The sequence below is a fragment of the Aeromonas sp. 84A genome, from assembly GCF_051919345.1.
GTDB classification, from domain to species: Bacteria; Pseudomonadota; Gammaproteobacteria; order Enterobacterales; family Aeromonadaceae; genus Aeromonas; species Aeromonas veronii.
Genome location: NZ_JBQBEW010000001.1, coordinates 26328 through 41470 on the forward strand (window position 1 = coordinate 26328; position 15143 = coordinate 41470).

At 62.4% G+C, this 15143-nt stretch carries 13 protein-coding genes; 6 read left to right on the forward strand and 7 right to left on the reverse strand.

The window, feature by feature from the left end; all coding sequences use genetic code 11:
• The first annotated feature begins 59 nt into the window (after window positions 1-59).
• Window positions 60-713, forward strand: coding sequence for a potassium channel family protein (locus tag ACTG20_RS00135; protein ID WP_005339863.1), 654 nt, complete (start codon window positions 60-62; stop codon window positions 711-713).
• Complete coding sequence (locus tag ACTG20_RS00140) at window positions 710-2065, forward strand: TrkH family potassium uptake protein (RefSeq protein WP_194494698.1); 1356 nt, start codon at window positions 710-712, stop codon at window positions 2063-2065. Before ACTG20_RS00135 ends, ACTG20_RS00140 begins: the two co-directional genes overlap by 4 nt.
• Before the next feature lie 40 nt (window positions 2066-2105).
• Here the strand turns inward: ACTG20_RS00140 and ACTG20_RS00145 are convergent, their stop codons facing one another.
• Window positions 2106-2936 (reverse strand): AraC family transcriptional regulator, encoded by an 831-nt coding sequence (locus ACTG20_RS00145; RefSeq protein ID WP_194494699.1) that lies wholly within the window; start codon window positions 2934-2936, stop codon window positions 2106-2108.
• Between the two features lie 101 nt (window positions 2937-3037).
• Here ACTG20_RS00145 and ACTG20_RS00150 point away from each other — a divergent pair, with 101 nt between their 5' ends.
• A complete protein-coding gene (locus ACTG20_RS00150; protein ID WP_043823097.1) occupies window positions 3038-3571 on the forward strand; it encodes a carboxymuconolactone decarboxylase family protein in 534 nt (177 codons plus the stop codon).
• A gap of 14 nt (window positions 3572-3585) precedes the next feature.
• Window positions 3586-4026: a DUF417 family protein gene (locus ACTG20_RS00155; RefSeq protein WP_005357613.1), complete on the forward strand. Its 441-nt coding sequence runs from the start codon at window positions 3586-3588 to the stop codon at window positions 4024-4026.
• A 40-nt stretch (window positions 4027-4066) separates the two neighbouring features.
• On the opposite strand, the gene ACTG20_RS00160 is transcribed toward ACTG20_RS00155, so the two are convergent.
• The 3 genes from ACTG20_RS00160 to ACTG20_RS00170 form a co-directional block, all read right to left on the reverse strand.
• Window positions 4067-6040: a DNA topoisomerase III gene (locus tag ACTG20_RS00160; RefSeq protein ID WP_194494700.1), complete on the reverse strand. Its 1974-nt coding sequence runs from the start codon at window positions 6038-6040 to the stop codon at window positions 4067-4069.
• A 67-nt stretch (window positions 6041-6107) separates the two neighbouring features.
• Window positions 6108-6605 carry a response regulator gene (locus tag ACTG20_RS00165; RefSeq protein ID WP_005341867.1) on the reverse strand — a complete coding sequence of 166 codons (498 nt, stop codon included), beginning with the start codon at window positions 6603-6605 and terminating at the stop codon, window positions 6108-6110.
• 55 nt (window positions 6606-6660) lie between these two features.
• Complete coding sequence (locus ACTG20_RS00170; RefSeq protein WP_439987400.1) at window positions 6661-8628, reverse strand: ATP-binding protein; 1968 nt, start codon at window positions 8626-8628, stop codon at window positions 6661-6663.
• 276 nt (window positions 8629-8904) lie between these two features.
• Here ACTG20_RS00170 and ACTG20_RS00175 point away from each other — a divergent pair, with 276 nt between their 5' ends.
• Both ACTG20_RS00175 and torA read left to right on the forward strand, forming a co-directional pair.
• A complete protein-coding gene (locus ACTG20_RS00175) occupies window positions 8905-10035 on the forward strand; it encodes a NapC/NirT family cytochrome c (RefSeq protein ID WP_005339847.1) in 1131 nt (376 codons plus the stop codon).
• 23 nt (window positions 10036-10058) lie between these two features.
• Window positions 10059-12539: a trimethylamine-N-oxide reductase TorA gene (gene torA, locus ACTG20_RS00180; RefSeq protein ID WP_439987402.1), complete on the forward strand. Its 2481-nt coding sequence runs from the start codon at window positions 10059-10061 to the stop codon at window positions 12537-12539.
• Between the two features lie 85 nt (window positions 12540-12624).
• On the opposite strand, the gene ACTG20_RS00185 is transcribed toward torA, so the two are convergent.
• From ACTG20_RS00185 to ACTG20_RS00195, 3 genes are read right to left on the reverse strand one after another with little or no spacing between them, the layout of a single operon-like run.
• Entirely contained in the window at window positions 12625-13086 is a 462-nt protein-coding gene (locus ACTG20_RS00185; protein WP_005339830.1) for a hypothetical protein, read from the reverse strand.
• A gap of 41 nt (window positions 13087-13127) precedes the next feature.
• On the reverse strand, window positions 13128-14477 hold the full coding sequence (locus tag ACTG20_RS00190; RefSeq protein WP_021231455.1) for a sensor histidine kinase: 1350 nt from the start codon (window positions 14475-14477) through the stop codon (window positions 13128-13130).
• Window positions 14474-15130 (reverse strand): response regulator transcription factor, encoded by a 657-nt coding sequence (locus ACTG20_RS00195; RefSeq protein ID WP_005339826.1) that lies wholly within the window; start codon window positions 15128-15130, stop codon window positions 14474-14476. The genes ACTG20_RS00190 and ACTG20_RS00195 overlap by 4 nt, the downstream gene beginning before the upstream one ends.
• Window positions 15131-15143 lie beyond the last annotated feature (13 nt).

Here is a 15143-nt window from a genome sequence, read left to right on the forward strand (position 1 = left end):
CTTTTCGGGGGAATAGCAGTGGTTTAGAGTAGGCGACTTCAACTGCTGAGGAATAACTCATGAACAACCAGTTTGCCGTCATCGGCCTGGGCCTGTTTGGCAGCGCCCTGTGCGAAGAGCTGCAACGGCAAGATGCCGAAGTACTGGCCATCGATATCGACGAGAGCAAGACCCGGCAAATCGCCGCCCTCTGCAATCACGTTATCGTGGCGGATGCCACCGATGAGGCCACCGTGGCCGAGCTGGGACTGGCCAATTTCGATATCGTCTTCGTTGCCATCGGTGACAACCTGGAGACCAGCATCCTCACCACCCTCGTCTTGAAAGAGGCAGGCGTGAAGAAGGTGTGGGTCAAGGCGCGCGACAAGTTCCACGCCAAGATCCTGCAGAAAGTGGGCGCCGACAAGGTGATCAACCCGGAGTGGGACATGGGCCGCCGGGTCGCCCAGAGCATGCTGGACAACCGGCTGTTCGACTATCTGGAGCTGGGCCACGACATGGTGCTGACCGAGTTCGTGATCGGCCTGCAACAGAACGGCCGGGAACTAGGCGACTTCCACCTGCTGCAACAGAGCGATTTCCAACTGCTCGCCATCAAGCGTGGTGATGTGCTGCACAACGTGCTGACCGGCAAGATGGAGCTGCAACTGGGCGACATCCTGATCCTGGCGGGCAACAAGCACGCCATCGACCACTGGCTTGAAACCCTATGATCAACTGGCGCAGCAGCTACGCCTTCGCCCTCCATCGGGAGCAGGACTCTCGCTGGAGCGAAGCCCGGCTGATCCTCGGCAGCTTTCTGATCATTCTGCTGATTGGCACCATCTTTCTGGTGCAACCCTCCAGCCACAATGGCGAGGTTACCTTCGTCAACGCCCTGTTTACCGCCACCTCGGCCATCAGCGTGACAGGTCTTGGCGTGGTGGATACAGGCACCGCCTTCACCCTGCAGGGGCAGATTTTTCTGTTGATGCTGATGGAGATCGGCGGTCTGGGCCAGATGACCATGACCCTGCTGCTGATCGCCATCTTCAGCAAGCGGGTCGGTCTGCGCCAACAGGTGCTGGCCAAGGAGGCGCTGGGACAGGAAGGCTCGGTCAACATCATTCAGCTGGTCAAACGGATCGTGCTGTTCGCCTTTATTGCCCAGCTGATCGGCACCGGCATCATGGCGATCCGCTGGGTGCCCGAGATGGGGTGGGTGCACGGCCTCTATGTCAGCTTCTTCCACGCAGTATCGGCCTTCAACAACGCCGGGTTTTCGCTGTTTGCCAACAACCTGATGGACTATAGGGACGACCCCATCATCAGCCTGACCATCGCCGGTCTGCTGATCCTGGGGGGGATCGGCTTTACCGTCATCGTCGATCTGGTGCGCAACCGCCGCTGGCGCAAGCTGAAGCTGCACAGCAAGCTGATGCTGCTGATGACCCCGGCGCTGCTGCTGGCCGGTACCCTGATGTTCTGGCTGCTGGAACACAACAACCTGGGCACCCTCGGCAAGGCCGGTGTCGGTGGCCAGCTGCTGGCTGCCTTCTTCCAGTCTGCCAGCGCCCGTACCGCCGGTTTCAATACCATAGATATCGGGCTGATGACCCCGGCGGCGCTGCTGTTCCTGATGATGCTGATGTTTATCGGTGCCGGTGCCACCTCGACCGGTGGCGGTATCAAGGTGACCACCTTCGCGGTCGTGCTGCTGGCGACCAAGGCGTTTCTGACCAAACGGCCCCATGTCACCGCTTTTGGCCGCACTCTGTCGCCCCAGACCGTGACCCGCTCGCTGGCTATCATCATCGTCAGCACCATGGTGCTGATGCTGGCGATGTTCCTGCTGATGGTGACCGAGGATCTGCCGTTCGACAAAATCATGTTCGAGACCATCTCGGCATTTGCCACCGTCGGCCTCTCTACCGGCATCACCGCCTCCCTGAGCGAGCCGGGCAAGCTGATCCTGGTACTGGTGATGATCTGCGGCCGTCTCGGCCCTCTGACCCTGGCCTTTATGCTGGCCCGCCCGGTCGAGACCCGCATCCGTTATCCGGAAGAGAACGTCTATACCGGCTGACCGGTTATGAACACGGGGCAGCCACTGGCTGCCCCGTTTTTTATTCGGCTTGTTGCTGCGCCTTGAGCCAGCGCCCCGGGCTCACCCCCAGCTCCCGCTCGAATGCCCGACCAAAGGCAACACTGCTGCTGTACCCCGCCCCCAGCGCCACCTGCACCATGGGCTCCCCCGCCAGCAGCTGCTGGCAGGCGCGCGCCATGCGCCAGCGGGTCAGATAACCCAGCGGCGCTTGACCAACCCGCTCCTGAAACCTCGCGGCAAAGCGGGCCCGCGACATGCCGGCCTCCCGCGCCAGCGTGGCCACCGTCCAGGGTTCATCCCCACGCTGATGCATCACCGAGATCGCCTTGGCCAACTGGGGATCGGAAATGCCTGCCAGCATCCCCTGCTGACACACCCCTTGCTCGACCAGATGACGCAGCAGCAGGATCAACAGTACCTCCAGCAAGCGGGAGATCAGCGGATCCTGCCCGTAGCGGGGGTGAAACGCCTCGTCAAACAGCTGACTCAGCACCGGCTTCAGGACAGGCAACTCACGTAGCGGCAGCACCAGCGAGCTCGGTAATGCCAGTTGCAACGGCGATGCGCCCCCCTTGCCGAATGCGACATTGGCGCACACCAAATCACAACCCCCCAGCGTTCTGGGTTCAAGCTTGTGAGGACGTCCCCGAGGGAACAGGATCAGGGTCGGCTCCTCGAGCAGCAAGCTGGTTCCCCCCTCTTCACGCAGCATGACGGCACCGCTGCGCAGCAGATGAAGATGTCCGCCACTCGGATACTCATCACTGGAGGAGTTCTGGCAAAGGTTGCCGGCGAAGAAGATCCTGGCTTCGGGGGAGGCATGAACCAACAGGGCAGAGAGCGGATCCATATTTGAGACGAATAATATTTATTTGCAGACGATGAGTGATAAACCGTATCACGAATGACGGCACACTGTCTCCCGTACCTTCACTACCACAGGAGAAGATCATGAGCCGTATCCAACCCGTATCCCAACCGCAACCCGCAGCCGCCCAGACCCTGGCCACCCTGCAACGCAATCTGGGTATGGTGCCCAACCTCTACGCCACCCTGGCCCACTCGCCAGCCCTGCTCAATGGCTTCCTGGCCTTTGCCGAGGCGCTTGGCAAGGGGCGTCTCACTGCCCCACAACGGGAGTTGCTGGCACTGGCCATAGGTCAAGCCAACGCCTGCCAATACTGTTTGTCTGCCCACACACTACTGGCGGGCAAGGCCGGATTCTCGGCCCAGGAGATCCGGGCAGCCCGGCTCGGCCAGGCCTCGGCTCCCCTTGATCACGCCCTGCTGCAACTGGCAACGGCACTGGTCAACCAGCGCGGGGTGATCAGTGACGAGCAGCTTGCTAGCGCCCGTGCCGCAGGCGTAGATGACGAGCTGCTGCTGGAGGTGCTCGGCCAGGTGGTGGTCAATACCCTGACCAACTATGGCAACCACCTGGCGGCGACCGAGATCGACTTCCCGCCCGTCACTCTGACCCCTTAAACAAGGAGCCCCCCATGCAGCAACATGACAAAGGCTTTCTGGTCGCCCTGGCGGGCGTGGTATTGACCCTGCTCTGGATCGGCGTCTTCAAGTTTACCCCGACAGAGGCAGCCGCCATCAAACCACTGGTAGCCAGCCACCCCTTGATGAGCTGGCTCTATGGCCCCCTGTCGGAACAGAGCGTATCGAACCTGATCGGGGTGGTCGAGATAGTGATCGCCATCGGGCTGGTCGTGGGTCTGTGGCAACCTCGCATCGGTTACTGGTGCAGCATGGGGGCTATCGTCACCTTCCTGGCGACGCTGAGCTTCCTGCTGACTCTGACAGGTGTCTGGAAGATGGTTGACGGCGTGCCAGTCACCGAGTTCTTCCTGTTCAAGGATCTGGTGTTTCTCGGTGTGGTGCTGCACTACCAGCACAGGATCCGTGCCAGCTTGTCCACTCAGGCAGCCTGACAACAATGCCTTTGGCGCCCGGGATGGGCGCCTTTTTTCGTTATGCCGCCCTGGTCTGGCGCTTGCTGGCCGTCTTGCGCGGTCGGGGCCCGCCAGTCGTGCTGGCCGCCGGACTCTTGCGCCTGGTAAAACGCCGCTTGCCGGCACCCGGCGCCTCCTTGGGCAGGGCGCTGAAGCTGGCGCCGGAGTCCTGCCGCGCCCCCTCGATCAGGCCGTTGAGCTGCTCGGTGAGCGGCCCCATAAACTGCTGGTAGCTGCCGTGGCGCTCGGCGATCTGGCCGAGGCTCTGCTCCCACAGCGCCGTCATATCCGGCGTGGTGGCAGTAGCAGGCAGCGCCTGCACCAGCGCCCGCCCGGTCGGGGTCGCCTTGATGCTCTTGCCCTGACGCACCAGAAAGCGGCGCTTGAACAGCAGGTCGATAATGCCTGCCCGGGTCGCTTCTGTGCCGAGACCATCGGTGTCGCGCAGGGTCTTGCGGATCTCGGGATCCTGCACATAGCGGGCGATGCCGGTCATGGCCGCCAGCAGGGTGGCATCGGTGAACGACTTGGGCGGCTGGGTCATTTTCTCCTGCAGTTCGCCCCGCTCGCAGAACAGTTGTTCGCCCTCCTTCAGCGCGGGTAGCGTGCCCGCCTTCTCTTCGTCGTCATCCTCCTCCACCCCGAGCAGCGCCTTCCAGCCCGCTTTGAGAATGCGCCGCGCCTTGGCCTGAAACAGACCACCGGCGATACGCAGCAGCACCTTGCTGTCGTTGTATTCGAACGGGGGATAGAACTGCAGCAGATACTGTCGGGCAATCAGGCCATAGAGCTTCGCCTCGTCGGCCCCCAGCGTGGCGGGGTTGCCCTGCTTTTCGGTGGGGATGATGGCGTGGTGGGCATCCACCTTGCTGTCGTTCCACGCCTTGCTGCGGATCTTGCCGTCCGCCTCGGCAACCGCCTTGGCCAGCGCAGGAGCAGTGGCAGCGATGGCGCCGCGCACCTGCTCGGCCCGCTTGAAGTGGTCGGTCGGCAGATAGCGGCTATCGGAGCGCGGGTAGGTGATGAGCTTGTGACGCTCGTAGAGGCTCTGGCAGATGTCGAGCACCCGCTTGGCATCCATGCCGAAGCGCTTGGCGGCATCGATCTGCAGGCTGGAGAGGTTGTAGGGCAGCGGCGCCGCCTGCTTGCGGGCCTGCTCCTCCACCGATTCAACCTGTGCGCTCTGGCCGTTGATCCGGCTCACCACCTTGTCGGCCAGCGCCCGGTTGAGCACCCGCCCCTCCTCATCCTGCCACGGTAGGCAGGCTTCCGATGGCAGCCACTTGGCGATGAAGCGCTCGTTGCTATCGGTCAGCAGATGGGCCAGCACCTCGTAGAAGGGTTTGGGGACGAAGGCCTCGATCTCGAGATCCCGCCGCACCACCAGCCCGAGCAGCGGGGTCTGCACCCGACCAACCGAGAGCAGCTCGCTGCAACCCGCCTTACGCCCGAGCAGGGTGTAGGCGCGGGTCATGTTGATACCGTAGAGCCAGTCGGCCCGACTGCGGGCCAGCGCCGAGACCGCCAGCGGCACGAACTCCTTGTTGTCTCTGAGCTTGTCGAGGGCGCGGCGCACCGCGGGCGGGTTGAGATCGCTGATGAGGCAGCGCTGCACCGGCTTGGATTTCGGGTAGCCGAGAAAGTCGATCACCTCATCCACCAGCAGTTGCCCTTCCCTGTCCGGGTCACCGGCGTTGACCACGCAGTCCGCCTGCTTGATCAGCCGCTTGATGACGGTGAGCTGGGTTTTGGTCTTGGGCTTGGCCACCAACTGCCACTGGGCGGGGATGATGGGGAGATGATCCATCCGCCACTGCTTGAAGGCGGCGTCATAGGCATCGGGCTCGGCCTGCTCCAGCAGATGGCCGATGCACCAGGTGACCACATCCCCCTGGGCTGTTTCGATAAAACCGTCGCCCTTCTTGTGGGGCTTGGGCAGGGCATCGGCAATGGCGCGGCCCAGCGTGGGCTTCTCGGCGATAAAGAGTCGCATCGGTGGCTACCTGCAATACTGTATATGCAGACAGTATACAACTGCCACCGCGAAAGCCCAACTGCCCCTATTCGTCAAACGGGTGATCGTGGATGGCGGCAAACAGCCGCGCCTGATTGAGCAGCGGCGCATAGTGGAAGGCATTTTCGCCATCTTCCGCCAGCAGGTAGTCGGTCAGCTGTTCGCGCACCGCCTCTTGCAGGGTCTCCAGCTTCCACGGCTTGGCAAGGTAGTAGTGCAACCCGCCGCGATTGACCGCTTCAACGGTGGCCTCCAGCCCGGCTTGTCCGGTCAGCAGCAATTTGCGGCTGGCCCGGGTGGAGGCTCGCCGGTTCAGCTCTACCAGAAAATCGACCCCCAGGGTTCCCGGCATGATGTGGTCACAAAGGATCAGCGCCAGCTTGTTGCCGTCGCGCTCCCACTCCTCCACCACCGCACGCGCCTCATCGACGCTCTCGGCGGCTTCCAGTTCGAAGTGGGAACGGAACGGGGCGAGATCGTGGATCACCGCATCCAGCACCTCCCGCTCATCGTCCACACAAAGGATCAGATAGTGTTTGTTCATTGCTCCTCCTTGGCGACATGGTTTGGCACGCCGCGCGATTGATGCTGGCCACGGCTCAGGCCGCATGCTCCTTGTTGTGATGAGGTTCGCCCCCGTAACCGGCCTGCCCCATGCCGTCCAGCGGCAGACAGACCCGCATCCGGGTGTAACGGCCCGGCTCGGAGGCCACCTCGATCCGGCCGTGGTGCTGCTGCACTATCTGCAGCGAAACGCTCAGACCAATCCCGAGGCCGAAATGTCCCTCCCGCTTGGTGGTGAAGTTGAGATCGAAGATCCGCTGCCACAGTTCGGGCTCGATGCCGCAACCGCTATCCTCGATCTCTACCATGACCCACTCGGGATCCAGCAATCCGGTGCGGATGGTGAGCCGCCCCGGGCCGCTCATGGCATCCAGACTGTTGGCGATCAGGTTGGTCCACACCTGTTGCAGGGCGATAGGGTGACAGCGCACCAGCGGCAACGGCTGGTACTCCTTGCAGAGCTCATGATGCTTGAGGCGGTTTTCGAAAATCATCAGGGTATCTTCCAGCCCCTCGTGCAGGTCTACCAGCGAGGGCTCGTCCCGATCCTGCCGGGCATACTGCTTGAGGCTCTTGACCAGATCGCCGATGCGACGGGCACACACCTCGATGTTGCGCAGGAAGCTGCCGGTCTGCTGGAACAGCTCCAGCCGGGAGAGCAGCGCCTCCCGCTCGTCGGCAGTGCGGCTGGCAAACCAGCGCTGCCAGTTAAGCTCGTCATCCAGATTCATCTGCACCGCCAGCCGCGCCTGCTGGCGATCACCAAAGCGCCCCTCTGCCTGCCGGGTCTTGTCACGGATCTCGCGGGTCGAGACCGGCTGGGAGGAGAGCGCCTGACAGAGGGTCTGGTTGCCCAGACCCTTGATGGGGGCAGGCAGTTCGAGATTGACCAGGTCAGGGATGGCGGCCCGCAGGGTCTCGCTGCCACGGATAATGGCCGCCACCGGGTTGTTCAGCTCGTGGGCTACACCGGCCACCAGCTGACCCAGCATCGCCATCTTTTCGCTCTCCACCAGCTGGGCGTGAGCAGCATCGAGGGAGTTGAGGGTCTGTTGCAGCCGCATCTCGGTGCGGATGCTGTTTTGCAGACGGCGGTTGAAGTGGCGCAGCAGCAGGTTGGTAAAGGAGGGGAGCAGTTCGCTGCGCGCCTGCATCACCCGGGAGAATTGCAGCTTGTCGAGCTTGATCACCTCGGCACCGGTCAGAGTCACCCCGGTGGTGAAGGCGGGTTCGCCAGTCACGAAGGACATTCCCCCCACCAGCGAGCCGGTACGGTAGTGCACCACCTCCTGATCGACCCCCTGCTCGTCCCGCTTGCGCAGCACCACCTCCCCCTTGGCGATAAACCAGAGGAAGCTGTTGGGCTCCCCCTCGCGGGTCAGCACATGGCCCGGACTGTAGTGGCGGCAGACCCGCTCCTCGTCATTACCCTCGAAAAACTGATAGAGGCCGTCGATCACCACCCGGGAGAGTTCTTCATCGCTGCAGTGGGTGTAATCCATAAAGCCCTGCCGATAGGCAGCCAACTGGCGATCGACGTGGGCTCGCAGCAGCTTCTGGTTGTCGAGCACGGCGGCATAGCTCAGCAGATCCGCATCGGGACGTTGCAATACAAAGTGGCTCGCCTGCTCGATCACCGCCCGGCGCAGGCTGCCATCGCGCCAGGGGCGTTGCAGGTAGTAGTCGAGACGACCGAGGTTCACCGCCTCGATGATCGATTTCATTTCCGGCTGGCTGCCCAGCAGGATCTTGCGGCACGCCTCGTGACGACTGCCGAGGCGGATCAGAAAATCGGCCCCTCGCCCATCCCCCAGCTCGCTGTCACACACCACTACGGCGGGTGGCTGCCCCTTGCTATCCAGCTCGTCCAAGGCCAGCTCAGCCGACCCCTGACCGACCACCACCACCAGCGCGAAATGGCCGAGCAGCGGAGCCAACTCCTGTTCGAATTCGGCCAGCAGTTGCACGTTGGCGGCGACACACAGCAGCGAGAAAGGGCTCATCAGCGACACTCCGTTGAGGCTCACTGCTCACTATATCAGCGAATCTTGTGGGGTTTTGCGAGGGGGCTAACAGCTGTCGCGGAAAGTGCACAAATAGATAAAACAGAAAAAGAATGAATTTAATTCGATAATCAAATCAATAACAAAACAAAAGACAAAATGTGACAACAATCAAAAATATAAACCATGATGGAGGTCAACGCCTTATCCCTGTCATTACTACTACTATTGGACTAGTACTATGTAGGTAATTATTGACCGTAGGAAAACGCCGCCATGATTGGAAAACTGATAAGAAAAACCTGGTTCTGGCTCCTGCTGCTCGGGGCCCTGCTGGGTGTCGCGGCACTGGGTGTCACCGTGACAGTGCTGCACAAGACCAGCTCCACCGAATTCTGCGTCTCCTGCCACTCCATGCAGACTCCGCTCGCCGAGTATCAGGGCAGTGTCCACTTCCAGAACACCAAGGGGATCCGCGCCGAGTGCGCCGACTGCCACATCCCGGGCGACCCCACCTCCTACCTGTGGACCAAGATCCGTGCCGTGAAGGATATCTATCACGAGGCGATCGGCACGCTGGATACCCCGGAAAAGTATGAAGCCCACAAGCTGCGGATGGCCCAGTCCGTCTGGGACGAGCTGAAAGCCAACGACTCCGCTACCTGCCGCAGCTGCCACAGCTACGAGGCGATGGACATTCTGGCCCAGCGCCCCAATGCCCGTGCCGAGCACCCGGTCGCCATCAAGGAAGGCCAGACCTGTATCGACTGCCACCGCGGTGTCGCCCACATCATGCCTGACATGAGCGGCCTGGCTGCCGCCGGTGCCAGCGAGCTGGCGCAGGCTGCGGCCCAGACCCCGGCCAACGTCACCACCCGTTACGCCATCGCCACCACCCCGCTGTTCCTCGATGCCGCCGCCAAGACCGACGAAGGAACCCTGATGCCTTCGACCAAGGTGGAAGTGCTAGCCAACGAAAACGGCCGCGCCAAGGTGCAGATCGAAGGCTGGCAACAGGATGGTGTGAGCGAAGTGTTCTACGCCGCACCGGGCAAACGGATCCTCAGCGTACTGGTCGGCGATGCCGCCAAGAAAGCGCTGGTCACCGGCCAGAGCGAAACCGACAGCGCCACCAACCTCACCTGGCATCAGGTCAAGCTGACCGCCTGGGTCGACCAGAGCCAGCTTATCGGCGATCAGGGCAAGCTGTGGCAATACGCCTCCACCCTGATGTCCAACAACTGCACCGGCTGCCACGGCCTCACCGCGCTGGATCACTTTAATGCCAACCAGTGGATCGGCGTCATCAAGGGGATGGAATCTCGTACCTCCCTGACCCCGGAACAGGCTCGCATGTTGACCCAGTATGTCCAGAAACACGCCAGTGACATGAGCGCGGCCCACTAAGGCTGGCACAGAGGAAAACCGTTATGACTTTTTTCAATGACAAGAAGACCAATCTGTCCCGCCGCAACCTGCTCAAGGGGCTCGGCGCCTGCGCAGCCCTGCCCCTGCTCGGCGGCATTTTTCCCAAGAGTGCGCTGGCGCAAGCCATCAGCACCGCATTGAGTCAGTTCCCGACCCTGGTGCCCGCCCAGAAGGGCATTCTGACCGGCGCCCACTGGGGTGCTTTCGAGGCGATCGTCGAAGATGGCCGCATGGTGCGCGTTCAGCCGGTGGCCGATGATCCGGCGCCAAACGATCTCATCGACATGGCGCCGTTCCAGGTGCACGCCAAGAACCGCATCAAATACCCCATGGTACGCAAGAGTTGGCTGGAGCACGGCCCGGGCGCCAAACCCGAGCTACGCGGTGCCGACGAGTGGGTGCGAGTGAGCTGGGACAAGGCGATCGAACTGGTGGCCGGCGAGATCCAGCGCGTGCAGAGTGACTTCGGTCCGCAGGCGATCCACGCCGGTTCCTATGGCTGGAAGAGCGTCGGCATGTTCCACAACAGCCGTACCCTGCTGCACCGCCTGATGAACCTCTCCGGCGGTTTCACCGGTTATGCCGGTGACTACTCCACCGGTGCGGCTCAGGTGATCATGTCCCATGTGATGGGCTCCATCGAGGTGTACGAGCAGCAGACCGCCTGGCCCAACGTGGTGGAGAACGCCGAACTGGTGGTGCTGTGGGGGGTCAACGCTCAGGTCACCCTGAAGAACAGCTGGAACATACCGGACCACGAAGGTCAGGCCGGTTTCATGGCGCTGAAAGAGAAGGGCACCCGCGTCATCAGCATCGATCCCATCTACAACGAGACCGCCAAGCTGGTCGGCGCCGAGTGGATTGCCCCGAACGCCTACACCGACGTGGCCATGATGCTGGGTGTGGCCCACACCCTCTACAGCGAGAAGAAGCACGATCAGGCTTTCCTCGATCGCTATACCGTCGGCTTCGACAAGTTCCTGAACTACCTGCTCGGCAAGGATGACGGCCAACCGAAGAGCGCCGAATGGGCGAGCACAGTCTGCGGCGTCGATGCCAAGGTGATCCGCCAGCTGGCTCTCGACATGGCCGCCAAGCGCACCATGATCATGGCCGGTTGGGGGATGCAGCGTCAGCAGCACGGCGAACAGCCGAACTGGATGCTGGTCACTCTGGCCTCCATGCTGGGCCAGATCGGCCTGCCGGGCGGCGGCTACGGCTTCAGCTACCACTACTCCTCCGGTGGCAGCCCCACCGCCAAGGGCGGCATTCTGGCGGGTATCTCCGCCGGCAACGCGCCGAAGAACAGCCCGGCACCGATCCCGGTGGCCCGCATCGCCGACTGTCTCGCCAACCCGGGCAAGACCATCGACTTCAACGGCCGCAAGGTGACCTATCCGGACATCAAGCTGGTCTACGTGGCGGGCGGCAACCCCTTCCACCACCATCAGGACACCAACAACCTGCTGCAAGCGTGGCGCAAGCCGCAGACCGTGATCGTTCACGAGCCCTACTGGACCGCCACCGCCAAACACGCCGATATCGTGCTGCCGGTCACCACCAGCTACGAGCGCAATGATCTGGAGATGGGCGGCGACTACTCCCAGCGCTATGTGTTCCCGATGCACCAGTGCGTCCCGCCCCAGTTTGAAGCCCGCAACGACTTCGACATCTTCAGCGCCATCGCCGCCAAGCTGGGCGTGCAGGAGCAGTACACCGAAGGGAAGGACGAGATGCTGTGGCTCAAGCAGATGTATGACGGCATGGCGGCGCAGGCCCGCGGCGCCCGCGTCGCGCTGCCGCCGTTCAACATGTTCTGGGAATCCAACAATTACATCCGCTTCCCGATCCCCGAGGCCAACCGGCAGTGGATCCGTCACGCCGATTTTCGCGAGAATCCGCTGCTCAATCCGCTCGGCACCCCGTCCGGCAAGATCGAGATCTTCTCCAACACGGTAGCCGGGATGGGTTATGCCGACTGCGCCGGTCATCCCAAGTGGTATGAGCCCAAGGAGTGGGTGCAGAGCGAGGTGGCGGCGCGCTATCCGCTGTCGCTCAACACTTCGCATCCGACCCAGCGGCTGCACTCCCAGCTCGACAACACCCCGCTGCGGGACAAGTTCGCCATCGCCGACCGCGAAGCAATCATGATCCATCCCGCCGACGCCAAGGCTCGTGGCATCGCCCAGGGGGATCTGGTGCGCGCCTTCAACGAACGCGGCCAGATCCTGGTGGGCGCCCTGCTCTCCGAAGATGTGCGCCAAGGGGTGGTGCGGATCTGCGAAGGGGCCTGGTATGACCCGGCCAAGCCGGGCGAAGCGGGCAGCATCTGCAAGAACGGCAACGTCAACTGCCTCACCTTCGACGAGGGCTCGTCCAATCTGGCGCAGGGCAACTGCGGCCACATGGCCCAGCTGCAGATCGAGAAGTACACAGGCCCGGTGCTGGCCAACACCGCCCACGCGGTACCGGCCAACGGCTAAGGCGATTACCACCCAATAAAAACGGCGCCATCAAGGCGCCGTTTCTTTATCCGTCTGCCAAAGCTCAGGCATGGTCGGAACGGGTTTAGAACTCCCCTTCCTCCATATACTCCTGCGCGCATTCAACCAGCTGCGGCCACAGCTCTTCCGGCACCCAGGCGTCCGGGTCATCTTCATCCCCGTCGTACTGGCTCCAGAAATAGCGACGCAGGCCGGAGGCAAACTCGTCGCTGATCTCGGCCAGCTCCGAGAGCGGCCCCAACCAGGCGATGCGGCGCAGGCCGGAGGCGAGATCGTTGATGGCATCCATCAGGGTGCGATCGTCGAAGCTCTGCTCCACCAGCAGGGTGAAGCGCTCGCGCGCCTGCTCGGTCTGCTCTTCATCCAGCTCGCCCACATCGGCCAGCAGGTCGACAAAATCTTCCAGAAGGAACGCGATCAGGCCATCCCTGTCTTCAAACCACTGGATCTGGGCGCCCTTGACCCCCAGCACAGAGGCATCAAACGAATCGTCAAGGTGACACAGTGCCCACGGATCGTCGGTCATGCTTCTCTTCCTCAGGCTAAAACAAATGCCATATGTTATGCCTAGCTCTCGACTCTTGCCACCTTGGGCAACGAGAGTGAGGCGGCCAGACCTCCCAGTTCGGCGCGGCCCATGATGAAACTGCCCCGATAGGCTTCCGCCAGATCGGAGACGATGTTGAGACCCAGGCCCGAGCCCGGCACCTTCTCGTCGAGCCGCACCCCGCGCAGCACCGCCTTGGCGATCTGATCTTCGCTCATGCCGGGGCCGTCATCCTCGATACGCAAGGTGATCCAGCCCCCCAGCTCGGCGCTGGAGATGCGCAGCTCGCTGGCAGACCACTTGAAGGCATTCTCCAGCAGGTTGCCTACCATCTCGTCGAAATCCTGCTCTTCCACCCCGACCGCCAGATTGGCGGGCACCTGCAGATCCACCGTTTTGCCCGGATAGAGGCGGGAGAAGGCGCGGCAGATATACTCCACCCGCGCCCGCACCGGGGTCGAGACCCCGAGGATCTTGGCGGCACCGGTCACCCGTGCCTTGCCGAGGTGGTAGTCGATATGGCGCTGGATCTGGTCGAGCTGCTCGCCGATGGAGGCCTGATCCTCCGGCGACAATTGAGCCACCTGATTGCGCATGATGCTGAGCGGCGTCTTGAGGGCGTGGGCCAGATTGCCGGTGTGGGAGCGCGCCCGCTGCAGCAGCTCGCCGTAGTGGTGCAGCAGCCGGTTGATATCCTCCACCAGCGGCTGGATCTCCAGCGGATAGCGCAGCCGGAACCCCTCCTGATGGCCCTCGTGAACCCGCCCCAGTTCACGGCGCAGCAGGTGCAGCGGCCGCAAACCGTAGACGATCTGGAACATGAAGCCGAGCACCAGACCGGCGGCAGCAAAGCCGAGACCGAGGAACAGGCTGATGCGGGTCTTGTTGAGGGTCTGGGTCAGGGCGCTACTGTCCTTGGCCATCACCAGAGTGAACACCCGATCCGAACCGGGCAGCAGCACGGTGCGGGTCATGATCAGCAGCGGCTCCTTGTTGGGCCCCTTGCCGACGAAGAGGTCGGGATCGCCAAACGCCGACTTGAGGCCATCGCTCTTCAGGTTGGTATCCCATAGGGAACGGGAGCGCCCCACCACATCGCGGCCCAATTCCAGCTGCCAATAGTAGCCGGAGTAGGGTTGATTGAAGCGCGGATCGGAGAGGGAGCCGGTGACCACCGGCAGGCCGGTTTTGGCCACTTCCAGCCGGGAGAGCAGATCATAAAGCTGCAGGCGCAGGCCGTCGGCCTCCGCCTCCTGCCAGTAGTTGCGCATCATGGTCTGCAGACTGAAACCGGTGGCGAACAGAAACAGCCCGCACCACACCAGCGCGATGGCGACCAGTCGCCCCCGCAGGGTTCTGACCAGCCTCATTCGTTGATCCGGTACCCGAGGCCGCGCACTGTTTCAATCAGATCGGGGTTGGTTTTCTTGCGGATCCGGCCGATGAACACCTCCACGGTATTGGAGTCGCGGTCGAAATCCTGAGCATAGATGTGGTCGATCAGCTCGCTACGCGACACCACCTTGCCCCTGTGCTGCATCAGGTAACCCAGCACCCTGAACTCGTGGGCGGTCAGTTTGATGGGAGTCCCTTCGTACCACACCTGGGACGCCGCCATGTCGAGCCGCACTCCACCAATCTCCAGAATGGAGCTGGCGTTGCCTGCCGCCCGGCGCACCAGCGCATGGACTCGCGCCACCAGCTCGGCCACCTGGAACGGCTTGGTAAGGTAGTCATCGGCACCGGCGTTGAGCCCCTCGATTTTCTCGTGCAGCTGGCCACGGGCGGTCAGCACCAGTACAGGGGTATCGATCCCCTTGCTACGCCACTCTTTCAGCACGCTCAGGCCATCGCGCCCCGGCAGGCCGAGGTCGAGAATGATGGCGTCATAGGGTTCGGTCTCACCGAGGAAACCGGCCTCGTTGCCATCGTGGCAGAGGTCGGTGACAAAGCCGGAGAGGCGCAGCTGTTCGGCCAGCTGGCCAGCCAGAATTTTTTCGTCTTCAACAATCAGAATTCGCATGAACAGGCTTCCA